At 69.1% G+C, this 23079-nt stretch carries 23 protein-coding genes; 4 read left to right on the top strand and 19 right to left on the bottom strand.

Annotation, left to right across the window (positions count from 1 at the left end):
* Positions 1-162: 162 nt before the first annotated feature.
* A complete protein-coding gene (locus QFZ52_RS04700; protein WP_307496476.1) occupies positions 163-390 on the bottom strand; it encodes a DUF3046 domain-containing protein in 228 nt (75 codons plus the stop codon).
* Between the two features lie 87 nt (positions 391-477).
* Between QFZ52_RS04700 and QFZ52_RS04695 the strand changes: the two genes are divergently transcribed.
* Positions 478-1020, top strand: a complete 543-nt coding sequence (locus QFZ52_RS04695; RefSeq protein WP_307496475.1) for a MarR family winged helix-turn-helix transcriptional regulator — start codon at positions 478-480, stop codon at positions 1018-1020.
* A 78-nt stretch (positions 1021-1098) separates the two neighbouring features.
* Here QFZ52_RS04695 and QFZ52_RS04690 read toward each other — a convergent pair whose 3' ends face one another.
* From QFZ52_RS04690 to QFZ52_RS04630, 13 genes are all read right to left on the bottom strand, one after another.
* Positions 1099-1518, bottom strand: coding sequence for a helix-turn-helix domain-containing protein (locus QFZ52_RS04690; protein WP_066215327.1), 420 nt, complete (start codon positions 1516-1518; stop codon positions 1099-1101).
* A 93-nt stretch (positions 1519-1611) separates the two neighbouring features.
* Entirely contained in the window at positions 1612-2127 is a 516-nt protein-coding gene (locus tag QFZ52_RS04685; protein ID WP_307496474.1) for a CinA family protein, read from the bottom strand.
* Complete coding sequence (gene pgsA / locus QFZ52_RS04680; RefSeq protein WP_307496473.1) at positions 2120-2701, bottom strand: CDP-diacylglycerol--glycerol-3-phosphate 3-phosphatidyltransferase; 582 nt, start codon at positions 2699-2701, stop codon at positions 2120-2122. Before pgsA ends, QFZ52_RS04685 begins: the two co-directional genes overlap by 8 nt.
* 9 nt (positions 2702-2710) lie before the next feature.
* On the bottom strand, positions 2711-5551 hold the full coding sequence (locus QFZ52_RS04675; RefSeq protein ID WP_307496471.1) for an FtsK/SpoIIIE family DNA translocase: 2841 nt from the start codon (positions 5549-5551) through the stop codon (positions 2711-2713).
* An 82-nt stretch (positions 5552-5633) separates the two neighbouring features.
* Complete coding sequence (locus tag QFZ52_RS04670) at positions 5634-7325, bottom strand: ribonuclease J (protein ID WP_307496470.1); 1692 nt, start codon at positions 7323-7325, stop codon at positions 5634-5636.
* 44 nt (positions 7326-7369) lie between these two features.
* Positions 7370-8278, bottom strand: a complete 909-nt coding sequence (gene dapA / locus QFZ52_RS04665) for a 4-hydroxy-tetrahydrodipicolinate synthase (RefSeq protein ID WP_307496469.1) — start codon at positions 8276-8278, stop codon at positions 7370-7372.
* 101 nt (positions 8279-8379) lie between these two features.
* Positions 8380-8841, bottom strand: coding sequence for a hypothetical protein (locus QFZ52_RS04660; protein ID WP_307496468.1), 462 nt, complete (start codon positions 8839-8841; stop codon positions 8380-8382).
* The gene (dapB, locus tag QFZ52_RS04655) at positions 8842-9594 is read right to left on the bottom strand and encodes a 4-hydroxy-tetrahydrodipicolinate reductase (RefSeq protein WP_307496467.1); all 753 of its coding nucleotides are present in this window, start codon (positions 9592-9594) and stop codon (positions 8842-8844) included.
* A gap of 80 nt (positions 9595-9674) precedes the next feature.
* Positions 9675-10043, bottom strand: a complete 369-nt coding sequence (locus QFZ52_RS04650; RefSeq protein ID WP_307498658.1) for a molybdenum cofactor biosynthesis protein MoaE — start codon at positions 10041-10043, stop codon at positions 9675-9677.
* Positions 10044-10140: 97 nt separating this feature from the next.
* Positions 10141-10635 (bottom strand): MogA/MoaB family molybdenum cofactor biosynthesis protein, encoded by a 495-nt coding sequence (locus QFZ52_RS04645; protein ID WP_066215309.1) that lies wholly within the window; start codon positions 10633-10635, stop codon positions 10141-10143.
* Complete coding sequence (gene moaC, locus QFZ52_RS04640) at positions 10632-11123, bottom strand: cyclic pyranopterin monophosphate synthase MoaC (protein ID WP_373425623.1); 492 nt, start codon at positions 11121-11123, stop codon at positions 10632-10634. Before moaC ends, QFZ52_RS04645 begins: the two co-directional genes overlap by 4 nt.
* Positions 11120-12355, bottom strand: coding sequence for a molybdopterin molybdotransferase MoeA (locus QFZ52_RS04635; RefSeq protein ID WP_307496465.1), 1236 nt, complete (start codon positions 12353-12355; stop codon positions 11120-11122). The genes moaC and QFZ52_RS04635 overlap by 4 nt, the downstream gene beginning before the upstream one ends.
* Positions 12356-12486: 131 nt before the next feature.
* Positions 12487-14103, bottom strand: coding sequence for a molybdopterin-dependent oxidoreductase (locus tag QFZ52_RS04630; protein ID WP_307496464.1), 1617 nt, complete (start codon positions 14101-14103; stop codon positions 12487-12489).
* Between the two features lie 147 nt (positions 14104-14250).
* Between QFZ52_RS04630 and moaA the strand changes: the two genes are divergently transcribed.
* Together moaA and QFZ52_RS04620 are read left to right on the top strand one after the other, a co-directional pair.
* Complete coding sequence (moaA, locus tag QFZ52_RS04625; protein WP_307498657.1) at positions 14251-15327, top strand: GTP 3',8-cyclase MoaA; 1077 nt, start codon at positions 14251-14253, stop codon at positions 15325-15327.
* 32 nt (positions 15328-15359) lie between these two features.
* On the top strand, positions 15360-15671 hold the full coding sequence (locus QFZ52_RS04620) for a MoaD/ThiS family protein (protein WP_373425622.1): 312 nt from the start codon (positions 15360-15362) through the stop codon (positions 15669-15671).
* Positions 15672-15819: 148 nt separating this feature from the next.
* Here QFZ52_RS04620 and QFZ52_RS04615 read toward each other — a convergent pair whose 3' ends face one another.
* The 3 genes from QFZ52_RS04615 to rpsO form a co-directional block, all read right to left on the bottom strand.
* Positions 15820-17163 carry a M16 family metallopeptidase gene (locus tag QFZ52_RS04615; protein ID WP_307496463.1) on the bottom strand — a complete coding sequence of 448 codons (1344 nt, stop codon included), beginning with the start codon at positions 17161-17163 and terminating at the stop codon, positions 15820-15822.
* Between the two features lie 3 nt (positions 17164-17166).
* Complete coding sequence (locus QFZ52_RS04610) at positions 17167-19386, bottom strand: polyribonucleotide nucleotidyltransferase (protein ID WP_307496462.1); 2220 nt, start codon at positions 19384-19386, stop codon at positions 17167-17169.
* A gap of 252 nt (positions 19387-19638) precedes the next feature.
* Entirely contained in the window at positions 19639-19908 is a 270-nt protein-coding gene (gene rpsO / locus QFZ52_RS04605) for a 30S ribosomal protein S15 (RefSeq protein ID WP_066215295.1), read from the bottom strand.
* A 218-nt stretch (positions 19909-20126) separates the two neighbouring features.
* Between rpsO and QFZ52_RS04600 the strand changes: the two genes are divergently transcribed.
* Positions 20127-21497 carry a DUF2252 domain-containing protein gene (locus QFZ52_RS04600; protein ID WP_307496461.1) on the top strand — a complete coding sequence of 457 codons (1371 nt, stop codon included), beginning with the start codon at positions 20127-20129 and terminating at the stop codon, positions 21495-21497.
* 59 nt (positions 21498-21556) lie between these two features.
* Here QFZ52_RS04600 and QFZ52_RS04595 read toward each other — a convergent pair whose 3' ends face one another.
* Positions 21557-22537, bottom strand: coding sequence for a bifunctional riboflavin kinase/FAD synthetase (locus QFZ52_RS04595; RefSeq protein WP_307496460.1), 981 nt, complete (start codon positions 22535-22537; stop codon positions 21557-21559).
* Between the two features lie 85 nt (positions 22538-22622).
* A complete protein-coding gene (locus tag QFZ52_RS04590; protein ID WP_307496459.1) occupies positions 22623-23075 on the bottom strand; it encodes a hypothetical protein in 453 nt (150 codons plus the stop codon).
* Positions 23076-23079: the final 4 nt, after the last annotated feature.

The following is a 23079-nucleotide window of genomic DNA, read 5'->3' as shown; positions in this document are numbered from 1 at the left end:
CACTGATGAGCCTAAGAAGCAGGACTGACATTAATTCCTGCGACCTTGCTCATGTGGACAACTCGGCCGTCTTTTCTCTGGATATCAGCCTAGCCCCATTCGAACAACTATTCGAATGATTTCGCGGCGTGTTGAAGGAACTTACGGGAAAGACTCCGCGTCTCAGGCCTTCTTGGCGGCCTTCGGGTCCTTGCCCAGACGCCGGTTCTCCGGAACATCCTGGGCTTCGCACACGGCGATCCAGATGGCCCTCAGGTCGAGCCCGTCCCGGAGCGCCTGGTCCGGCGTCCGGCTGCCGAGCTCGCGCAGCGCGAGGTTCGTGGCCAGATGGCGCGCATACGCGGGACCGAACTCGTCATCCATCAACTGCCAGAACTGGGAACGTCGCATCCGACCAGCTTCTCATGCCCGGTCAGCGCCATGGTCACAGAGCCGCGACGCATCGGACAGCGCCGCCCGCCAACCTAGAATGGAACCATGATTCCAGCCGAGAGCGCCGGCAGCGCCGCCAGCCCCGCCTCCGGCGACAGGCCCACAGCAGCGGAGGCCCCGGCGCCGGACACCCCCGAAGGCGCGCGCCTCGATGAGGCGATCCACGCCGTCGAGCATCAGCTCAGCCTCCTCTGGCGCCGCGGCCGCGCGGTGTCCCTCCGCCTGTCACGGCAGGTCCATCCGGACATGGACCCTTCCGCGTACGGCCTGCTCTCGATCCTCCGCAGACAGGGCCCCATCCGGCTGACCGAGCTGGCGGGTCTGATCGGGGTCGGCAAGCCCACGGTGAGCCGCCAGATCACCTTCCTGATGCAACTGGGGCTGGTGTCGAAGGACGCCGATCCTCTGGACGGGCGGGCACAGCTGCTGCACCTCACCGAGCACGGCGAGGAGACCATGGCCCGCGTGCAGGACGCCCGGCGAGAGATCTTCCGCCAGCGCCTGGGCGAATGGGACACTCCCGCTCTGGACGCGCTGGCCGAGAACCTGGAACGGCTCAACACGATCTACGAGCGGGACGGCCTGTAGGCACGCACCCCGTCACGGAACAGGGAAGGGCCCCGGCACACGAGGTGCCGGGGCCCTTCCTTCTCATATCAGCCGCTCTCAGCGGCTCCCGACGAGCTCCAGCTCGTCCCCCAGGCCACGGCCGTAGCGCTGGGTGAAGTCCTGCGGGACGGTGTCCGGGACGGCGACGCCCTCGGCCACGGCCACACGGTCACTGACTTCACGGAGCATGCTGGACAGCGGAACGTCCAATGCCGAGCAGATCGAGGAGAGCAGCTCAGAGGAGGCTTCCTTCTGGCCACGCTCGACCTCACTCAGGTACCCGAGCGAAACCCGCGCGCTGTGGGAGACCTCCCGCAGTGTGCGTCCCTGGCGCTGACGGACATCGCGGAGGACGTCACCGATCTCGTGACGTAGGATCACCATCTTGCGCTCCTTCGCTTCGTGCTGTGCCGGATCGAGTAGGCCCACATCCTTCCAGCGGACCACGCCGTTCACGGATACGGGCTGCTTGACCATGTGTATCGCTTGCTCCTTCGTTCAGGCCTCGGCCTGAATTTCATCCTATGACCATCACCCTTGTGATGGCGACACTAAAGTAACTCCCGGCTCTCAGCTTTTGTTCCCCGCAGGCTCTTTTCCAGGGAACTCACGGAGAGCGTCCAGCAAATGGCCGATTGCGCCGCGTAACGCCGCTTCACGGATCTGCTCCCGTCCACCCACGAAGTGATGGGTGAACGCCCGCGTCCCCAGCCCGTCCGCGATGCCGATGAACACGGTGCCCACGGACTTGCCGTCATGGGGCTCGGGGCCTGCCACACCCGTCGTGCTCACGGCCAGATCCGCTCCGCAGGCACGGAGCGCCCCGGCGGCCATCTGCCGCGCCACCTCGGCGTCCACCGAACCCCGTTCGGCGAGCAGTGCGCCACTGACGCCCAGGACGTGTTCCTTGACCTCGTTGTGGTAGGACACGACTCCCCCACGCAGGGTCGCCGAGGCGCCCGGCACGTCCGCGAGCCGTGCCGCGACGAGCCCTGCGGTCAGGGACTCGGCTGTGGCGACCGTGACGCCGCGCGAGATGGCGAGTTCCACCGTCTCCCGGACCGTCCCGGCGAAAGCGTCAGGCACGGGTGCCTCCCCGGATGAGCCGCGCTGACAGGAACACGTACTGCAGTCCTGTCACGAGGGTGACCGCCACGGTGGCCAGCATCAGGATGAACGCCACCACCCCGAGCCACGGCCACTGCGCCGTGAACGGAAGGAGGTAGAGGAAGAGCACCACCGTCTGCAGCACGGTCTTGATCTTGCCGCCGCTGGAGGCCGGGATGACCCCATACCGGATGACCACCAGGCGCAGCAGGGTGATCCCCCACTCGCGCACCAGGATGATCACCGTGGCCCACCACGGGATCTCGGTGAGGAACGACAGGATCACGAAGGCCGCGCCAGTCAGGAGCTTGTCCGCGATCGGGTCGGCGATCTTCCCGAAGTCCGTGATCAGGCCACGGGCTCGGGCGATGTCACCGTCCAGCTTGTCCGTGTACATCGCGACGGCGAACACCGCCAGGGCGGCCCAGCGCCACAGGCCGTGCTCGCCCGCGTCCGCGAGCAGGAACCAGGCGAAAAACGGGACCAGTGCGATCCGCAGCATGGTCAGGATGTTGGGCAGGTTCCAGACCTGCGACGTCGGGGTTCCGCTCACGTACTCAGGCTACCGTCCGGTCAGCTGCCACGCGTCTTCGCCCTCGTCATCATCGTCGTCGTCCCCGTAGTCGCCCGCCTGTTTCCGGGCGTCGAGGTCTTGCTGGACCAGGTCGACGCCGTAGTCACCCATCTGGTGATTGGCATTGGCGTTGTCGGCGAGGGCCTCGGTGGTGGCGTCCGGCGCTGCCGGAACGTCATCACCGCGGATCGTGGCGAGGACGGCGCCCAGATCGTCCGGCTTCACGAGGACGTCGCGCGCCTTGGACCCCTCCGACGGGCCGACGACGCCCCGCGACTCCATGAGGTCCATCAGACGGCCGGCCTTGGCGAAGCCCACGCGGAGCTTGCGCTGCAGCATGGACGTGGAGCCGAACTGCGTGGTGACCACGAGTTCGGTGGCCTGCAGCAGGAGGTCCAGATCGTCCCCGATATCGTCGTCGATCTGCTTCTTGGGCGCCTCGGCCGCCACGTCGTCACGATAGGTGACCTGGAGCTGACCCTTGACGTGCTCGACGACCTTGTGGATCTCGGACTCGCTGACCCAAGCGCCCTGGACACGCATGGGCTTGGATGCGCCCATCGGCAGGAACAGGGCGTCACCCTGGCCGATCAGCTTCTCGGCGCCCGGCTGGTCCAGGACCACGCGGGAGTCCGTGACGGACGACGTCGCGAACGCCATACGGGACGGGACGTTGGCCTTGATCAGACCGGTCACCACGTCCACGGAAGGACGCTGGGTCGCGAGCACGAGGTGGATGCCGGCGGCACGGGCCAGCTGCGTGATGCGGACGATCGAGTCCTCGACGTCGCGCGGCGCGACCATCATGAGGTCCGCGAGCTCGTCCACGATGACCAGGAGGTACGGATACGGCTTGATGATGCGCTTCGAGTCCGGCGGCGGGACCACCTTGCCGGCCCGCACGGCCTTGTTGAAGTCGTCGATGTGCTTGTAGCCGTAGTTCGCCAGATCGTCGTACCGCGCGTCCATCTCCCGCACCACCCACTGGAGGGCCTCGGCGGCCTTCTTCGGGTTGGTGATGATCGGGGTGATGAGGTGCGGGACGCCCTCGTACGCGGTGAGTTCCACGCGCTTCGGGTCGACCATGACCATACGCACCTCGTCCGGCGTCGCGCGCATGAGGATGGACGTGATCATGGAATTCACGAAGGACGACTTACCGGCGCCCGTGGCGCCCGCCACCAGCATGTGCGGCATCTTGGCCAGGTTGGCGACCACGAAGCCGCCCTCGACGTCCTTGCCGACGCCCATCACCATCGGGTGGTCGGTGCGACGGGCGTTCTGGCTGCGCAGGACGTCGCCCAGGGACACGGTCTCGCGGTCCGTGTTCGGGATCTCGATGCCGATGGCGCTCTTGCCGGGGATGGGGCTCAGGATGCGGACATCCGAGCTCGCCACGGCGTAAGAGATGTTCTTGGACAGCGCGGTGACCCGCTCCACCTTGGTGCCGGGAGCCAGTTCGATCTCGTAACGCGTCACGGTCGGGCCACGGCTGAAGCCGGTCACGGCGGCGTCCACATTGAACTGCTGCAGCGTGTCCGTCAGCGCGGCGACGACGGCGTCGTTGGCCTCCGTGCGCTCCTTCGGCACGCTGCCGGCCACCAGGGCGTCGGCGTTGGGCAGCGTGTACGTCACGTCCCCGGCGAGTGAGAGCTGCTCGGTCCGCTGAGGGATCGGGGCCGGCATGGGCGGCTTCTGCGGCTCGACATTGAACACCGTGGTGGCCGCGACGGCGGGAAGGGCCTGGGTGGCGGTGTCGTCCTGGCTCGTGGGCTCGGGCTGCGCCTGGCGTTCCTTGATCTTCTCGCGGGCCAGCTCGGACTGGGTGGGCCGGCGGACGCCGGCGGGGACGGCCGGTGCGGCAGGGGCCGCGACGCCGAGCACCGGAGCCGAGGCGCCCGCCGGGCCTGCCGCGTCGTCGTCGATCACGGCGTGTTCGAAGGCCTCATCGCCCACGTACCGGTCCACGGCACGGTCCTCCGCGCCCTTGTCCTTGCCGAAGAGCTTGCGCTTCCGGGCCGGCTTCGCGGGCCGGTCGTGCTCGTAGAGGTAACTGCGGTCGTGGCCGTCAGCCGTGAGGGGGTCCTGCAGGTCCATGCCCATGAGGTGCTCGTAGGCTTCCCGGATCCTGCGGGGAATGGCCGTGAACGGCGTGGCCGTCACGATCAGCACCGAGGTGAAGGCCAGGAACGAGTACAGCGCGATCGGCAGGGCCGCGTGGACGGCCGCCAGCGGGGATCCCACCAGGAAACCGACCATGCCGCCGGCGCGGCGCACGCCGTCGAAACCGTCGAATGGGCTCGGCTGGCCGCCGATCACATGGGCGAGGCCTGAGCCCGCGATGGTCATGATGATGAAGCCGATGCCGATGCGGTTGTTCCCGCGGGTGTCCTCCGGGTGGCGGAAGAGCCGGACACCGCAGACGGCGAGCATGAGCGGCAGCAGGTAGGTCATCCACCCGAAGGTGCCGTTGACCACGGAGGCCACCACGGTGGGCAGCCAGCCGCTCAGACCCCACCACGCGAACGTGGCGATGAAGACCGCGAGGAGCAGATTGAAGAAGGCGGCGCCGTCGCGGCGGGCCTCCGGGTCGAGGCCGCTGACGTCCCGGCCGACGCGGCGCACCCCGGCGCCCACGGCGTGCGCCAGGCCGAGGTAGGCGCCCGCCAGGGCGCGGACGATCCACGGCTGTTCGGCGGCTCCGGCATTCTGGTGCCGGGCGGCCGCAGCCTTGGAAGCAGTGGTCCGGCCTGAGCCGCCACGCGGGGCGGAGGTGCCGGTTTTGCTTTTCGTGGTGCCTTTTGGCGCGGAAGGGGTGCGGGTCGCCATAGTCCCACCCTAGCCCAGAAGCGCCGTAGAACCCCGGATTTCCGGGGTTCTACGGCGCTTCTGGAATCGGAGTCCGAAGGAATCAGGCCTCCAGGACCACCGGGATGATCATCGGCTTGCGACGGAGACGGCGGTTCACCCAGGTCCCGATCACGCGGCGCACCACCTGCTGGAGCTGGTGAGTGGTGTGATCCTTGCGCTCGGCGACGGCCTCTTCGAGGGCGGCGTTGATCTTGGGGATGATCTCGTCGAAGACGGCATCCTCCTCCGCCACACCACGGGCGTGGATCTCCGGCCCGGAGACCACCTTGCCGGTGCTGCGGTTGATCACGGTCACGATCGAGATGAAGCCCTCGTCGCCGAGGATCCGGCGGTCCTTCAGGTCCGCGTCGGTGATCTCACCGACACTGGAGCCGTCCACGTAGACGAAGCCGACCTCGACCTGGCCGACGATGTTCGCCAGGCCGTCATGCAGATCCACCACGGTGCCGTTGTCCGCCAGGACGATGTTCTCGCCCGGCACGCCGGACTCCTCGGCGATCTTGCCATTGGCGATCAGGTGCCGAGTCTCACCGTGCACGGGCATGGCGTTGAGCGGTTCGAGGATGTTGTAGCAGTAGAGGAGCTCACCGGCAGCGGCGTGACCCGAGACGTGCACCTTGGCGTTGCCCTTGTGGATCACGTCCGCGCCCAGCTTGAGCAGGCCGTTGATGATGCGGAAGACGGCGTTCTCATTGCCCGGGATCAGGCTGGACGCCAGGATCACGGTGTCGCCCGTGCCCACCTGCACGCGGTGGTCGCCATTGGCCATGCGGGACAGAGCGGCCATCGGCTCACCCTGAGAACCGGTGGACATGAGGACGACCTTCTCATCGGGAAGCTTGTCCACGTTCTTCAGGTCCACCAGGATGCCGTCCGGTACCTCGAGGTAGCCGAGCTTCGAGGCGATCTGCATGTTGCGGACCATGGAGCGGCCCACGAAGGCCACCTTGCGGCCGTGCTTCGCTGCGGCGTCGAGCACCTGCTGCACGCGGTGGACGTGCGAGGAGAAGGAGGCCACGATGATGCGCTTCTTGGCCTGGCCGAAAAGGCGGTCCAGGGTCGGGCCGATCTCCTTCTCCGCGGTGGTGAAGCCGGGCACATCGGCGTTCGTGGAGTCGGACATGAAGAGGTCCACGCCCTCCTCGCCCAGGCGGGCGAAGTGACGGAGGTCGGTGATGCGGCCGTCCAGGGGAAGCTGGTCCATCTTGAAGTCACCGGTGTGCAGCACGGTGCCGCCCGCGGTGCGGATGAAGACGGCCAGGGCGTCCGGGATGGAGTGGTTCACGGCGACGAATTCGCAGTTGAACGGGCCGAACTGCTCGACCTGTCCCTCCTCCACCACCATGGTCTTGGGGCGGATGCGGTGCTCCACGAGCTTCGCCTCCACGAGGGCCAGCGTCAGCTGGGAGCCCACCAGGGGGATGTCGCGGCGCAGGCGCAGCAGGTACGGCACGGCGCCGATGTGGTCCTCGTGGCCGTGCGTCAGGATGACGGCCACGATGTCATCGACACGGTCCTCGATGTAGGAGAAGTCCGGGAGGATGAGGTCCACGCCGGGCTGCGTCTCTTCGGGGAAGAGCACGCCGCAGTCGACGATGAGGAGCTTGCCGGCGATCTCGAAGACCGCCATGTTGCGCCCCACCTCCCCGAGGCCACCCAGGGGAACGATGCGGAGCGTATCCTTCGCCAGCTTGGGAGGCGTGGTGAGGTGGGAAAACGCGAGTTGGGTCATATCTGGCTACTTTCCGGCGACAGCCGCAGCGGATCCTGGCTGTTTCAGCCCAGGACCCACGCGGCCTCCGCCAAGTCTTCACGGATGATGGCTTGCTCGGCGTCGCTCAGCTCCACGAGGGGCAGGCGGACACGCGAGTTGGGCAGGACGTTCTGCCACTGAAGAATCTGCTTGGCCGCCACGGCGCCCTGGGCGCGGGTCATGGTGGCACGGACCACGGGTTCGAGGTCGAAGTTGAGGGTGCGGGCGGTGGCCAGGTCTCCGGCGTTCACGGCGTCCACGAGAGCGCGGAACTTCGCCGTGGCGACATGGGTGGTCACGCCCACCAGGCCGACGGCCCCGAGGGCCATCCATTCCAGGGTGAGGCCGTCATCGCCCGAGTAGAACACCAGATCCGTCTCCCGCAGGACACGCGTGGCCTTGGCGAAGTCCGCCTTGGCGTCCTTGACGGCGACGATGTTGGGGTGCTCCGCGAGGCGGATCATGGTCTCGGGCGCGATCTCGATCGAGGAACGGCCGGGGATGTCGTACAGCATGACGGGCAGGCCCGTGGAGTCTGCGACGGCTTCGAAATGCGCCTGAACTCCGGCCTGGCTCGGCTTGTTGTAGTACGGCGTCACGATCAGCAGACCATCCACGCCGACTTCCTCGGCGCGGCGGGAGAGCTGGATCGAGTGAGCGGTGTCATTGGTGCCGGTGCCCGCGATGATCACAGCGCGGTCCCCCACGGCCTCCTTGACGGCGCGGAACATGCCCACGTTCTCGTCATCGGTCAGCGTGGAGGTCTCCCCCGTGGTGCCGGTGACGACGAGGCCGTCACAGCCGTTGTCCACGAGGTGCTCGGCCAGTTCCGCCGCTTTCCGGTAGTCGACCACTCCATCATCGGTGAACGGTGTGACCATCGCGGTCAGAAGAGTTCCGAGGTTGGGGGTGTGCGTACCAGAAACAGCCATGCATGAAGGTTATCGTGAATCCGTCATACCTCTGCAACACGGTCCCGCATGGCGGGAATCCGTCGGCGTCCAGCGCGGTGCGCGCCGGTCCGGTGACGCTGTCAGCCGCGGCGGAAGAGACCGACCGCGTCACGCATGGCGGAGCGGGCACGACGGCGGTCCCCGGCGGCGTCGTACGCGCAGCTCAGCCGGAACCAGACGCGCCAGTCCTCGGGCGCCGCCTCGGCCTCCCGCTGGTACTTCACGAACTCGGCGTCGGCCGCCTCACGGACGATCCGGCCGGCAGGGGTGCGTGGCAGATTGTCCGGCGGCAGTCCGCCTTCCTCCTCGAGCACCCTGGCCATCCGCTCGGTGCGTGCGCCGAACATCAGCTCCCGAATGAGCGCCCAGGCGCCCACCACCGGCAGCACGAGATACGCCAGGCCCATCGCCTTCGCCACGGGCTGCGGATCCATCAGCAGCAGCACGGCGCGGTTGAACGTCACCACCAGGTAGAACACCAGCAGGAGGGTGATGGCCCCCACCCAGATCTTGGTCTTGTACGCGGCCCAGAACTCTTTCATCTACAGCCCCAGATCCAGGTAGCCGTCGAGCCCGTGGGTCAGGCCCGGGTGGCCCGCCACCTCGCGCAGGCCCAGGAGCACCCCGGGCATGAAGGAGGCGCGGTCGTACGAATCATGGCGGATGGTCAGTTGCTCGCCCGGACCGCCCAGCAGGACCTCCTGGTGGGCCACCAGGCCGCGGAGACGGACGCTGTGGACGTGAACCCCGTCGACGACGGCGCCCCGGGCGCCGAGCGGGTCGCTCTGCGTCGCGTCCGGGCTCGCCGGGACCCCTGCCGCCTCGCGGGCGCCGGCGATCAGTTCCGCGGTGCGCGCCGCGGTGCCGGACGGGGCGTCCACCTTGTCCGGGTGGTGCAGTTCGACGATCTCCACGGATTCGAAGTAGCGGGAGGCCTTGGCCGCGAAAGCGCTGGCCAGCACGGACCCCAGGGCGAAGTTCGGGGCGATCAGCACGCCGACCCCGGGCCGCGTGGCGAGCAGTTCGCGGAGCGAAGCGAGCCGCTCCGGCGTCCAGCCGGTGGTGCCCACCACGGCGTGCAGGCCGTGCTCGACCGCGAAACGGACATTGCGCTCCGTGGAGTCCGGAACGCTCAGGTCCACCACGTGGGTGGCTCCGGCGTCGAGGATGGTCTCGAGCCCGTCCTGGCGGCGCAGCGCGGCGACCAGTTCCAGGTCAGGAGCCGCCTCCACGGCCTTCACGGCCTCGCCGCCCATGCGCCCGCCCGCGCCGATCACTGCCACTCTGATGCTCATGGTTCAAGCGTATCCGGGCGCCGGGCACGCACTGAAAACGGGGACGTCCCCGTGGGAGGCGGAGTCTTGGAGGCCGAGCCTCAGACGCCCACCCATTCGACGGTCCCGTCCGAGAAGAACTGCTCCTTCCAGATGGGCACCTCCGCCTTGACCCGTTCGACGATGTCCGAGCAGAGGGCGAACGCCTCCCGCCGGTGCGGGGTCGCGACCGCGCAGACGAGCGCCGCGTCGCCGATCGAGAGGGCTCCCACGCGGTGCGACACCCAGAGCGTGGCCTCGCCGTGGGCGTCCCCCAGCTCGGCGACGATCCGGTCGAGGGCCTCCTGGGCGCTGGGGTGGGCCGAATAGTTGAGACGGTCCACGGAACGGCCGCCGTCGTGGTCGCGGACCACGCCGCAGAACGTCACGACGGCGCCGGCCCGGTCGTGTGACACGGCGTCGAGGGCCATGTCGGCGGAGATCGGCGCGGAGCTCAGCTCCGCGAACAGGACGCGGGCGTGCTGGGCATTCTCTGCCGGCTGGGTGTTTTCAGTGGGCTGTGCGTTGTCAGTGGTCATGATGTTCTCCCTGGGCCTGGGCGCAGATGTGGCTGATGAGGGGGTCGAGGACGCCGAGGCCGTCCATCACGCCCTTCGGGGAACCCGGCAGGTTGACCACCAGGCAGTCACCGGCCAGCCCGGCGTATCCCCGGCTCAGGGCGGCGAACGGGGTCTTGGCGAGGCCGACTGCGCGGATCGCCTCCATGAGACCGGGCACCTGGCGGTCCAGGAGTGGGAGGGTCTCCTCCGGGGTGAGGTCATCCGGGGTCAGGCCGGTGCCCCCGGTGGTGATCACGACGGCGGAGCCCACCTGCACGAGCGCGCGGAGAGCGGCGCCGACCGCCGCGCCGTCGGGCACCACGAGCGGCTCCCCCACCTCGAAGCCGTGTTCCCGCAGCCAGTCCACCAGCACCGGGCCGGTCAGGTCTTCGGCGAGTCCTGCCGCGGCGCTCGTGGACGCCACCACCACTCCGGCGCGGTTCTTCCTCAGTCCGTGGCTCATCGCGTCCAGTCCCCGCTCTTGCCGCCACTCTTCGCGAGCACCTGGATGTCCGTGATGACCGCGTGCTTGTCCACGGCCTTGATCATGTCGTAGACGCCGAGCGCGGCGACGCTCGCCGCCGTGAGGGCCTCCATCTCCACGCCGGTCACGCCGCGGGTCTTGACCAGCGCTTCGATGCGGACGGAATCCTCCAGGAGCTCGAAGTCCACGGTGACTTTGGAGATCGGCAGCGGATGACACAGCGGCACGAGTTCCGGCGTCTTCTTCGCGGCCATGATCCCGGCGACGCGGGCCACGGCGAGCGCGTCGCCCTTAGGCAGTCCGCCCTCCCCGAGGAGTCGCACGACCTCGGGCGTGGTCCGGAGGACCGCCTGGGCCGTGGCCACGCGCGTGGTCTCCTCCTTGGCCGAGACGTCGACCATGTGGGCGCTGCCGTCGGCCCGGACATGGGTCAGTTGAGGGCCGTCTCCGGCCTGGGGTTGCGTCATACGATCCATACTTCCACTTCGGCGCCGTCGTCGGCGCGGTCGAGGCCCACTGGGAGGTGGACCAGGCAATCGGCCTGTGCCAGGGCGTGCAGGAGGTGCGATCCGGCGCCGCCTTCGAGACGGACCCGTCCGTCCCGCAGGATGCCCCGCCGCACCTGGTGCTTGGCCGTCGGGCTGTCCGCCGCGCCCTCCAGCACGGCCCGGACACTCGGGCGCGGGCCTGCCAGGAGGGGGCGGAGGAACATCTCGAACGAGACGAGCGAACTCACGGGGTTGCCCGGAAATCCCAGGAATGGCACGGGTCCGCTCGCGATGGTGACGGCGCCCAGGGCCTGGGGTCCGCCCGGCTGCAGAGCCACCGAGACGAACTCCACGCCGTCCTCCAGACCCTGTTTGACCACTTCGAAGGCCCCCTGGCTGATGCCGCCCGTGCTCACGACGAGGTCCACCCCGTCGAGCCGGGACAGCGTGGCCCGCAGCCCTTCCGGACTGTCCTCCTGCGCCTGGACCAGGCTCACCCGCGCGCCGGCGTCGTCGAGCGCGGCCGCGAGCATGGGACCGTTCGAGTCGTAGATCCTGCCCGGAGGGAGCGCTTCACCGGCCTGGACGAGTTCGTCCCCGGTGCTGACCACGGCCACGCGCAGCGCCTCGCGCACCGGAACCTCCACCAGCCCGAGTGCGGCCAGCAGCGCGATCTGCGGCGCGCCGAGACGCGCCCCGGCGTCCAGCACCGTGGTCCCGCGGGCCACGTCGCTCCCCCGGGCGCGGACGAACTGCCCCGCCGGGGCCCCCGGCAGGGTCACCTCTTCGCCGGTCGTCACGAAGCGCGGAGGCTCGGCGGCTTCCACGGGCACGACGGCGTCCGCCCAGGCCGGCATCATGGCGCCGGTCATGATCGGGGCGGCGGAGCGCGGGCCGGATTCCGGAGCGAGCGCCGCCTCAGCGTGGCCCGCCGCGATGGTCGCCACGGCGGTCAGCGGCCCGGGCACATCGGCGGACCGGACGGCGTACCCGTCCATCTGGGAGTTGTCGAAGGGCGGAAGGTCCAGGGGCGCGATCACCGGCCGTGCCAGCACCCGGCCCCGGGCCTCTGCGAGCGGCACGGTGACGGCGTCCCGTTCCAGACGGTCCAGCAGAGGCCGGAGCAGGTCCCGGACGGCCGCCGCATGCTCGTCGACGCTCCGCCGGCCCCGGGAGGCGCTCGGAGCGGACGGCTCGGAATGCGAAGTCATGGCCCCATTGTGGCAGGTGGGGAGGGCGACGGAACTACTCGCAGGCCGGGGCCGCGGACGACAGTGCACGACTGGTCCGGCATCACCGCATGGTGACCACGCCGCGGATGCCACGCCGTGGATGTCACAGATCATCCGATCCTGAAGGTGACCGTGTGCAGGCCGCTGGATCCGTTCGGCGCGGGAGGTGCGACGTCCGTGGACTGGGGCTGGCCGTCGCGGCCCGTCATCCGGACCGTGAGCCGGTGCTCCCCCGCGGCGGGAGCTCCTCCGCTCAGGCCGTTGAGCGGCAGCGACCACTGCCTCCACGACCCCGTGCCGCCGTCGCCGCCGAGGCGTGCGGGCTGCCAGGCGCCGTCGTCGAGACGCACGTCCACGGAGGCCACGCCGACGCCCTGGGCCCAGGCCACGCCGCCGATGACGGCGTCCTGCCCGACCGTCGCACCCCGGCGGGGCGTGTCGATCCGGCTGGACCGCTTGATGGGGCCGTGGTCGGACCAGCCTCGGGACGTCCAGTAGGCCATGTCCTGGGCGAAGGTGGTGACCTTGAGTTCGGTGACCCATTTGGTGGCGGAGACGTAGCCGTACAGGCCGGGCACCACGAGGCGGACCGGGAAGCCGTGTTCCGGAGGCAGGGGCTCACCGTTCATGCCGACCGCCAGCAGTGCACCGCGCTCGTCGCTCAGGGCCTCCAGCGGGGTGCTCGCGGTGAAACCGTCCACACTCCTCGAAAGGACCATATCGGCGCCCGGGCGGACCCCGGCCTGGGCGAGGAGTTCGCGCACGGGCCAGCCGAGCCAGCGGGCATTGCCCACGAGGTCACCGCCCACTTCGTTGGACACGCAGGCAAGGGTGACGTCGAGTTCGCGCAAGGGTTTCGCCAGCAGTTCCTCGAAGGTCAGGGTGATCTCCCGGTCCACCAGGCCCGTGACCTTGAGGGACCAGGTGGCCGGGTCCACGAACGGGACCACCAGAGCGGTGTCGATCCGGTAGAACTCCCCGTTGGGCGTGGCCCAGGGTGAGATACCGGACACCTGGAGATCCGTCGGGGCGGGCGGGGCCGCCTTCGCCGGGGCGGGGAGTTTCAGGGCTGCGCGCGCCGACTGATAACCGTTCCGGGCGCCGCGCGCCACGGCCGTGCCCGCCGCGAGGACCGCGATTCCCACGGCGCTCGCGCCGATCGCACCGAGGAAGCGCCGCCGGGTGCTCGAGGCCGCCACACCGGCTCCTTCTGCGGGCCGCGCCTCACTCGCGGTCCAGCCGGCGAGCCGGGTGATCAGGAAGGACAGCACGACGCCGGCCACCACCCCGGACAGCAGGCCCAGCAGCGCCGGCACGGCGCCGCCGTCGGGCCTCACAGCGCCGGCCCAGGCCGCGGCGACCCCGACCGCCGCCACGAGGACGACGCCGATGCGGCGGCGACGGAGTTCCAGGATCCCGGCCAGCGCCGCCAGCAGGCCGGCGATCACGCGCATGACGATGCCGAACACCGTCTTGTCCGAGGTCCCGAAGCTGGCGATCGCCCATTCCTTGACGGGCTCGGGAACCGCGTCGATCACCATGCCGCCCACGGCGTTCAAGGGGGTCAGCGAGGGGCTCAGCCAGGTGCTGAGGAACTCCCCCGCGAGCACGCCGGTTCCGACGGCGAGCAGACCGCACACGGCGGCCAGAGTCGTCACCCGCCACGCCTCGGCCTTGCCCTGCCGTGGCGCCGCCATGGCTTCCTGGGAGGGCGAGGCACCGTTCATACGTCCAGATTAAGCCGGTGCCACCGATCGAGCGTTCGGAATCACCAGTTATGACAAGACTGAAACATCCCGCGGGCTTCAGGCTGGCGTAGGGTGAAAGACATGGAGAAGACCGCACATGATGCGGGCGTGCGCGTAGCCCTCGGCATGCCCGGGCTGCCCCCTGCCGCGCAGGAAGGCGACCCGACGCCGATGCCGGAACACAGCGGTCTCCTGGACCGCTTCGGCCGCCTCGCCACCGACCTCCGGGTCTCATTGATCGACAAGTGCAATCTGCGCTGCACCTACTGCATGCCCGCCAACGGCCTCGACTGGATGGCGAAGGACCGCCTCATGACCCAGGAGGAGATCCGCCGCCTGGTGCGCCTGGCCGTGGACCGGCTGGGTGTCCGGGAACTGCGGCTCACCGGCGGCGAACCTCTCGTCCGAGCCGACCTGGTGGAGATCATCGCCGGGCTCCGCGAGGATCATCCGGAACTGCCCATCTCGATGACCACCAACGCCGTCGGGCTGGAATCACGGGCTCAGGCCCTGCGGGACGCCGGGCTGAGCCGGATCAACGTCTCGCTCGACTCGATCCACCCTGAAACCTTCGCCACGCTGACCCGGCGCAACTTCCTGGACCAGGTGCTGCGCGGTGTCGAAGCCGCCGCCCGGGCCGGGCTGACGCCCCTCAAGCTCAACGCGGTCCTCATGCGCGGCCTCAACGACCACCAGGCGCCCGATCTGCTGGCCTGGGCGCTGGAACACGGCTACGAACTGCGGTTCATCGAGCAGATGCCGCTGGACGCTGACCACATCTGGCAGCGCGAACAGCTCATCACCGCCGCGCAGACTCGGGAGATCATCGAGGAGCGGTTCGATCTCGGTCCCGATCCCCGGCAGCGCGACGGCGCCCCGGCGGAACGGTTCACGGTGTTCTCACGGCAGACCGGTGAGGCACTGGGCACGGTGGGCATCATCGCGTCCGTGACGGAGCCGTTCTGCTCCGACTGCCGGCGCACCCGCCTCACCGCCGAAGGCAAGGTCATGAGCTGCCTGTTCTCCCGCGAGGAGTTCGACCTCCTCGGGCCGCTCCGTGCCGGCGCGGATGACGCCGAGCTGGTGCGCCGCTGGCAGGAGGCCATGTGGGTCAAGCCGAAGGCGCACGGCATGGGCCATGTGGGCCTGGACGCCCCCGATTTCGTGCAGCCGGACCGCTCCATGAGCGCCATCGGCGGCTGAGTCACGCAGAGTCACCCAGGAGAACAGAACAGATGATCACGGTACGGTACTTCGCCGCGGCCAAGGCCGCCGCCGGGCTGGACGAGGAGCGCATCGACCCCGCTGTGTCCGCCCTCCCTGACGACGACGGCGCAGCCCCCGCCGCGGCCCCGTTCACCCTGGGTGCGCTGCTGGACGCCCTGCTGCGGCGCGAGCGCCCCGGCACCACATCAGACGCCCCGGAACTCTCCCGGGTCCTGTCCCGGAGCTCATTCCTCATCAACGGCGTAGCCGCGAAGGACCACGCCAAGCCGCTCTCCCCCGGCGACACGGTGGACGTCCTCCCGCCCTTCGCCGGCGGCTGACCACCACCGACGAGCCGGAGACGTCCGGAAAAGGGCGCGGAAAAGGGGACCTGCGGCAGCTTGCGTAAAGGGGCCCCATGTCCTGGCAACAGCGTCAGCTGTGCCGGGACATGGGGATAGCAAGCAGAGCAGGTCCCCTCTTCCGTGACTACTGGAGCCCGAACGTCTCCGACTCGTCGAACGGTCCGACGACGGTGATGGTTCGGGGACGCCCGGCCATGTCCCGCGCCAGCTCCAGGACCTCGTCCGCGGTCACGGCGTCGATCCGCGCCAGCGTGTCATCGATGCTCTGGAACTCGCCGGACACCAATTCCGCACGGCCCAGGCGGGACATCCGGGAACCGGTGTCCTCTAGGGCCAGCACGATCCCGCCGGAGAGCTGGCCCTTGGCCTTGCTCAGTTCCGACTCGGTGATGCCGTGTTCCGCGAGCTTGTCCAGTTCGGCCTGGAGCAGGGTGATGACCTGCCCCACCTTGGCCGGGCTGCAGCCCGCGTACAGACCGAAGTAGCCCGTGTCCGCGTAGCTCGACGAAAAGGAGTACGTCGAGTAGACCAGGCCCTTCTTCTCGCGGATCTCCTGGAACAGGCGGGAGGACATGCCACCGCCGAGCACGGAGTTCAGCACGCTCATCACGTAACGGCGCGAGTCGCCGGCCACCAGTCCCGGGCAGCCCAGGATGATGTTGGCCTGCTCCACCTGGCGCTTCACCACGGCGAGGCCCGGCTGCCCGGAGATCTCGGCCGGCACGGAGGACCTGCGGGGTTTCGGCGCGGTGCCCTGCGTCATCGGCCAGCCGGCGGACCGGAGAGCCTCCTCCACGAGCGAGCACACGACGTCGTGGTCCAGGCCACCGGCAGCCGTGACCACCAGTTCCTGGGGACGGTAGTGCTGCTGGTAGTGCTCCCAGACGGAGTCCCGCGCCACGGCGCGGATGGCTTCGGGGGTGCCGCCGATCGGGCGGCCCAGCGGGTGCTCGCCGAGGACGGCGGAGACGAAGTGCTCGTGCGCCACATCGGTGGGATCGTCCGCGTCCATGGCGATCTCTTCGAGAATGACCTCGCGCTCCTGCTCGAGTTCCTCGGGATCGAGGACGGCGCCGGTGATCATGTCCGCGATGACGTCGATCGCCATCGGCAGGTCACGGTCGAGCACACGGGCATAGTAGCAGGTGCTCTCCTTCGCGGTGGCCGCGTTGGACTCGCCGCCCACCTCGTCGAAGGCGGAGGCGATCTCCAGGGCGGTCCGGCGTCGGGTGCCCTTGAAGAGCAGGTGCTCCAGGAAGTGGGTGGAGCCGTGCTGGCCGCCCACCTCGTCGCGGGAGCCCACCCCGACCCAGAAGCCGATGGTCGCGGAACGCTGACCCGGCATGGATTCGGTGAGGACACGGACGCCACCCGGAAGGATGGTCCGGCGGACTTCTGCCCCATCATGGGCGTGGAGCAGGACCGGACGGCCCTGCTCCACGCTCAGAGGCAGCTCAGTGGCTGCCATGTACTACTCGCCAGCCGGGGCTTCAGCCTCGTCCTCAACCACCGGGGAGAGGGAGAGCTTGCCACGGTCGTCGATCTTGGTGATCTCCACCTGGACCTTCTGGCCCACGGAGACGACGTCCTCGACGTTGTCCACGCGCTTGCCACCGGCCAGCTTGCGCAGCTCGGTGACGTGGAGCAGGCCGTCCTTGCCCGGGGTCAGGGAGACGAACGCGCCGAACGTGGTGGTCTTGACCACGGTGCCCAGGTAGCGCTCACCGATCTCGGGGATCTGCGGGTTCGCGATGGCGTTGATCGCGGAACGGGCAGCCTCGGCGGACGGGCCGTTGGTGGCGCCGATGTAGACGGTGCCGTCGTCCTCGATGGAGATGTCCGCGCCGGTGTCCTCCTGGATCTGGTTGATCATCTTGCCCTTCGGGCCGATGACCTCGCCGATCTTGTCCACGGGGATCTTCACGGCGATGACGCGGGGGGCGAACTCGGAGAGCTCGTCCGGGGTGTCGATCGCGGCGTTGAGCACGTCGAGGATGTGGAGGCGGGCCTCGCGGGCCTGCTTCAGCGCGGCGGCCAGCACGGAGGCGGGGATGCCGTCGAGCTTGGTGTCGAGCTGGATGGCCGTGACGAACTCGCGGGTGCCGGCGACCTTGAAGTCCATGTCACCGAAGGCGTCCTCGGCGCCGAGGATGTCAGTCAGGGCCGCGTAGCGGGTCTGACCGTCGACCTCATCGGACACCAGGCCCATGGCGATGCCGGCGACGGGAGCCTTCAGCGGCACACCGGCGTTCAGCAGGGACAGGGTGGAGGCACAGACGGAACCCATCGACGTCGAGCCGTTGGAGCCGAGAGCCTCGGACACCTGACGGATCGCGTACGGGAACTCCTCGCGGCTCGGCAGCACCGGCACCAGGGCGCGCTCGGCGAGAGCACCGTGGCCGATTTCGCGGCGCTTCGGGGAACCGACGCGGCCGGTCTCACCGGTGGAGTACGGCGGGAAGTTGTAGTTGTGCATGTAGCGCTTGGTCTTCTCCGGCGACAGGGAGTCGATCTGCTGCTCCATCTTGAGCATGTTCAGCGTGGTGACACCCATGATCTGGGTCTCGCCGCGCTCGAAGATGGCGGAACCGTGCACGCGGGGCAGGACCTCGACCTCAGCGGTGAGCTGACGGATGTCCGTCAGGCCACGACCGTCGATGCGGACCTGGTCCTTGAGGATGCGCTGACGCACGACCTGCTTGGTGACGGAACGGAAGGCGGCGGAAAGCTCCTTCTCGCGGCCCTCGAACTGCTCGGAGAGGGAAGCGACCACTTCGTCCTTGAGAGCGTCGGAGGCGGCGTCGCGCTCCTGCTTGTCCGCGATCTGGAAGACCTCGGCCAGGCGGGTCGCAGCGGCGGCCTCGACGGCGGCGAACACGTCGTCCTGGTAGTCCAGGAAGACGGGGAACTCGACCGTGGGCTTGGCGGCACGGGCGGCCAGGTCGGCCTGAGCCTCGCACAGGGCCTTGATGAACGGCTTGGCGGCCTCGAGGCCCTCGGCCACGACATCTTCGGTCGGGGCGGTGGCGCCCTGTTCCTTGATGAGGTTCCAGGAGTTGTCGGTGGCCTCGGCCTCGACCATCATGATCGCGACGTCGTCACCGGCGATGCGGCCGGCCACGACCATGTCGAACACGGCGTTCTCGAGCTGGGAGTGCTTCGGGAAGGCGACCCACTGGGTGCCCTGCTCGTCAGCGATCAGTGCGACGCGGACGCCGCCGATCGGGCCGGAGAACGGCAGACCGGAGAGCTGAGTGGACATGGAGGACGCGTTGATGGCGACCACGTCGTAGAGCTCGTCCGGGTTGATCGCCAGTACGGTCACGACGATCTGGACCTCGTTGCGCAGGCCCTTCACGAAGGCGGGGCGCAGCGGGCGGTCCATGAGGCGGCAGGCCAGGATGGCTTCCGTGGACGGACGGCCTTCGCGGCGGAAGAAGCTGCCGGGGATGCGGCCGGCGGCGTACATGCGCTCTTCCACATCGACGGTGAGCGGGAAGAAGTCGAAGCCCTCACGCGGGTGCTTGCCCGCGGTGGTGGCGGAGAGCAGGGCGGTGTCATCGTCGATGTACACCATGGCCGCACCTGCGGCCTGCTTGGCCAGACGGCCGGTTTCAAAGCGGATCACGCGCTGGCCGAACCGGCCGTTGTCGATGATCGCTTCGGAGAACTGGATCTCGGGACCCTCCAAGGGTCACCTCCGTTTCATGTGTGAAGACCGTCCGCTCCAGCCCAGGGGCGGCGTCGCCGTCCTGTACGTCACCCGGTCTTCGATCGAGACTCTCGGGCCCAGGGCCTCAGGGCCCGTCCCGCGAGTCACTACCGAGGACCGCGAATGCGCGGATCCGGAAGGTCTTCTGCTGATGTGCTTTTCTGTCGAACTCAGTTTTCGCCAGTGCCGCAGGAAGCGGCCCACTCGAGGAGCGGGCCGCTTCCGGACCAACTAGCGGCGCAGGCCGAGACGCTCGATGAGCGAACGGTAGCGGTTGATGTCGGTGTCGTGCAGGTAACGCAGCATGCGCTTGCGGCGACCGACCAGAGCCATGAGGCCACGGCGGGTGTGGTGGTCGTGCTTGTGGAACTTCAGGTGCTCCGTCAGGTCAGAGATGCGCTTGGACAGCACAGCGATCTGAACCTCGGGGGAACCGGTGTCACCCTCGTGGGTGGCGAATTCCTGGATGATCTGCGTCTTTACGGCGGCGTCAAGTGCCACAGTGAACTCCTATGAGTTGTGCCGTGCGGCCCGGACAGAAACTCACTGCCGGGTAGCCGCCTGCCGCCGAAGCGGGCAGGCAACAGATTCGGCAACCACGGACTGCAGCCGAATCCACCTGTCATTCTATCGTCATCCGCCGCACCTTGTCGAAAGGCCCGGTGAAGCCGCTGGCCGGGCCGCTTGTCCGGAACGGCCGCTCCCACCAGACTGTCCTCATGGAGCCCGCACGCGCCACCCTCACGGAACAGCTCACGGCCGGCAAGGCCGCCCGGTCCTCCCATCCGCGCCGGGAACTGGCGCGGCTCACCACGGACGGGCGAGAGCCCCTGGCGATCCTGGATCGGCAGAACGCGACGCGTGTCCCGTCCCTGGTCCCGCTGCGCGAGGAGAGGATGGCCGCCTCGCCCTTCGCCTTCTACCGAGGGGCCGCCGCCGTCATGGCCGCGGACCTCGCCCGCGACCAGAACAGCGGGATCCTGGTGGCCTCCTGTGGCGACGCCCACCTCGCCAACTTCGGGTTCTATGCCTCCCCGGAGCGGAGCCTGGTGTTCGATCTCAACGACTTCGACGAGGCGGGCTGGGCGCCGTGGGAGTGGGATCTGAAGCGCCTGGTCACGAGCCTCGTCGTCGCCGGCCGGGACTGCGGACGCGGCGCCGAGGTCATCGAGAACGCCGTGCTGGCCGCCGTCGACGGCTACCGTCTGGGACTGGACGCCGCGCTCCGGCTGAGCCCCGTGGAGCGGTATTACGCGAACGTCGACGCCGAGGAGACGCTGAGCAGGCTGTCCGGACCGTCGCGGAAGGCGCTCCAGGACGCGATCACGAAGGCGCGGAAACGGACCACCGGGCAGGCGGCTCGCAAGCTCACCCGGAAGGGCGAGGACGGCCGCATCCGATTCGTGGACGACCCACCCGTCATGGAGCATGTGGACCCGGCCCTGACCCGGGACCTCAACGCGCTCTTCAAGGCCTACCAGCGCAATGCCGCGATCGACATCGCATTCCTCGTCCAGCACTACTCCCTCGCGGACTTCGCGCGCCGGGTGGTGGGCGTGGGAAGCGTCGGCACGCAGTGCTTCGTGCTGGCGCTGCAGGACTCCGCCGACGATGTGCTCATCCTCCAGGCGAAGGAGGCCCGCCGGAGCGTGCTGGCCGAGTACGGCGGCATCGCCCAGCCTCGCCCCTTGCTGGAAGGGGTCGCCGAACGCGGTGAGGGCGCCCGCGTGGTGGGACTTCAGAAGATCCTTCAGGCCTGCTCGGACCCCTTCCTGGGCCATCTGCAGGCGCCCGAAGGCGACTTCTACCTGCGGCAGTTCCGCGACATGAAGGGCGGGATCGACGCCTCGACCCTGGAGGACGGCCCGTTCCACGGATACGCCCAGGCGTGCGCCCTGCTGTTGTCCCGTGCCCACTCCCAGTCGCCGGCCGCCACCCGGATCGCCGGGTACCTCGGCCGGGGCCGGAAGGTGGGGTCGGCCCTGCTGGACTGGTCGCTCGCCTACGAGGAAGTCAACGCCGCGGACCACCGGGCGTTCGTGGACCGTCTCCGGTCCGGATCCCCCGAAAGCGGAACCGGAGCCCCCTGAGTTCCTGCCGGCGCGACGCCCGACCGGGCCTGACGCCGCGCGAACGGCGCACCTGACGGTCAGGCCTGCGGTGCGCCGACGCCGAGGATCTCGCGCGTCTGCGCGACGTCGAGGCACATCTGCTCCACGAGCGCTTCGGGACCCCGGTACGCGACCATCCCGCGCAGATGGGAGACGAACTCTACCACGATGCACTGGCCGTACAGGTTGAAGCTCTCCACCGGCTCGTCCGGCCGGCCGATCACGTGGGCCTCGACCTGGCGCTGCACGCCCTCGAAGGTGGGATTGGAGCCCACGGAAATGGCGGCGGGCCAACGGGTTCCGGCCTCATCGACCAGCCACCCCGCGTAGATGCCGTCCGCGGGCACGAAGCCCGAGGAGTCGTGGGCCAGATTGGCCGTCGGGAATCCGAGTTCGCGGCCGCGGGCGGCCCCGTGGACCACCTCCCCGCGCATGCGATGCGGGCGGCCGAGCACTTCGGCGGCCTGCTCGACGTTCCCCGCGGCGAGGGCCTCCCGCACCCACGTCGAGGAGCAGCGGCGCGAGAGGCCGCCGTCGTCGTCGCTGCCGAATTCGTCGATGACCTCCACCTGGAAGCCGAGTTCGCCACCGAGCTCCCGCATGGTGTCCACGTCGCCGCTGTTGCCCGCGCCGAAGCGGGTGTCGTGGCCGATCACGGCGCCGGAGGCCCGCAGGCCGTCCACCAGGACGTCCTGGACGAAACCGCGTGCGCTCATGGAAGCCAGTTCAGGCGTGTAGTGCATGACCAAGACGGCGTCGACGCCTTCCGCGCCGAGCGCTTCGATCCGGTCCTGAAGGCCCATGATCAGCTCGGGCGCGTGCTCGGGGCGGTGGACCTGGGCGGGGTGCGGATCGAAGGTCACGACGACGGCGCGTGCGCCACCCTCACGGGCGGCCTCGACCAGGCGGCTCAGGACTCTGCGGTGGCCCCGGTGCACGCCGTCGAAGTTCCCGATCGTCACCACGGTGGGACCGTAAGCCTCCGGGACCTCCGAAAGGTCCCGCCAAATGTCAACCATGAGCCATCCCCTACAAGAGCGGTGTGCCGCGGCTAGCGGCCTGTCAAGAATACCGGGTGCGCGGGCTGCGGAAAGTGCCGGGCCGTCAGACCGCGGCCGGCCGGCGCTTGTACAGCCACCAGAGGCCGAGCAGCGGCAGCAGCAGCGGCACGAACCCGTAACCCTTGCCGAATCCGGACCAGACGGTGTCGGCCGGGAACGCCTGGGCATCGAAGACGCTCAGCGCGCCGACCGCCAGGACGCCGAGAAGCTCCAGGCTGACGGCGACCACCGAGACACGGAAGGACGCGGTGCCGCGGCGCGCCAGGGACACCGTCGCGACGATGTAGACGACGGCGGCCAGCGCCGAGAGGAGGTAAGCCAGCGGAGCGGTGTGGAACTTGGTGGCGATCTGATATGCGGCGCGCGCGGTGGCCGCCAGGGCGAAGATGCCGTAGACGGCGATCAGCAGGCGACCCGGACCGGTGTTCCGGGTGTTGCCCTGCTCCGGGCTCGTCTGTTCCGAGCTCGCCTGATCCTTGTTGCTGGGGGTGGTCATCACC

The sequence above is a fragment of the Arthrobacter woluwensis genome (assembly GCF_030816155.1).
Lineage (GTDB): Bacteria > Actinomycetota > Actinomycetes > Actinomycetales > Micrococcaceae > Arthrobacter_E > Arthrobacter_E woluwensis_A.
The sequence above is the reverse complement of the archived record's forward strand: the minus strand, read 5'-3'. Positions and strand labels throughout refer to the sequence as shown.

Coding starts and splice junctions, on each gene's coding strand:
- QFZ52_RS04700 (WP_307496476.1), bottom strand. CDS start 390: ATGCGACGTTCCCAGTTCTGGCAGTTGATGGATGACGAGTTCGGTCCC.
- QFZ52_RS04695 (WP_307496475.1), top strand. CDS start 478: ATGATTCCAGCCGAGAGCGCCGGCAGCGCCGCCAGCCCCGCCTCCGGC.
- QFZ52_RS04690 (WP_066215327.1), bottom strand. CDS start 1,518: ATGGTCAAGCAGCCCGTATCCGTGAACGGCGTGGTCCGCTGGAAGGAT.
- QFZ52_RS04675 (WP_307496471.1), bottom strand. CDS start 5,551: ATGGCGACCCGCACCCCTTCCGCGCCAAAAGGCACCACGAAAAGCAAA.
- QFZ52_RS04670 (WP_307496470.1), bottom strand. CDS start 7,325: ATGACCCAACTCGCGTTTTCCCACCTCACCACGCCTCCCAAGCTGGCG.
- dapA (WP_307496469.1), bottom strand. CDS start 8,278: ATGGCTGTTTCTGGTACGCACACCCCCAACCTCGGAACTCTTCTGACC.
- QFZ52_RS04660 (WP_307496468.1), bottom strand. CDS start 8,841: ATGAAAGAGTTCTGGGCCGCGTACAAGACCAAGATCTGGGTGGGGGCC.
- dapB (WP_307496467.1), bottom strand. CDS start 9,594: ATGAGCATCAGAGTGGCAGTGATCGGCGCGGGCGGGCGCATGGGCGGC.
- QFZ52_RS04650 (WP_307498658.1), bottom strand. CDS start 10,043: ATGGCCCTCGACGCCGTGTCACACGACCGGGCCGGCGCCGTCGTGACG.
- QFZ52_RS04645 (WP_066215309.1), bottom strand. CDS start 10,635: ATGAGCCACGGACTGAGGAAGAACCGCGCCGGAGTGGTGGTGGCGTCC.
- moaC (WP_373425623.1), bottom strand. CDS start 11,123: ATGACGCAACCCCAGGCCGGAGACGGCCCTCAACTGACCCATGTCCGG.
- QFZ52_RS04635 (WP_307496465.1), bottom strand. CDS start 12,355: ATGACTTCGCATTCCGAGCCGTCCGCTCCGAGCGCCTCCCGGGGCCGG.
- QFZ52_RS04630 (WP_307496464.1), bottom strand. CDS start 14,103: ATGAACGGTGCCTCGCCCTCCCAGGAAGCCATGGCGGCGCCACGGCAG.
- moaA (WP_307498657.1), top strand. CDS start 14,251: ATGCCCGGGCTGCCCCCTGCCGCGCAGGAAGGCGACCCGACGCCGATG.
- QFZ52_RS04620 (WP_373425622.1), top strand. CDS start 15,360: ATGATCACGGTACGGTACTTCGCCGCGGCCAAGGCCGCCGCCGGGCTG.
- QFZ52_RS04615 (WP_307496463.1), bottom strand. CDS start 17,163: ATGGCAGCCACTGAGCTGCCTCTGAGCGTGGAGCAGGGCCGTCCGGTC.
- QFZ52_RS04600 (WP_307496461.1), top strand. CDS start 20,127: ATGGAGCCCGCACGCGCCACCCTCACGGAACAGCTCACGGCCGGCAAG.
- QFZ52_RS04595 (WP_307496460.1), bottom strand. CDS start 22,537: ATGGTTGACATTTGGCGGGACCTTTCGGAGGTCCCGGAGGCTTACGGT.
- QFZ52_RS04590 (WP_307496459.1), bottom strand. CDS start 23,075: ATGACCACCCCCAGCAACAAGGATCAGGCGAGCTCGGAACAGACGAGC.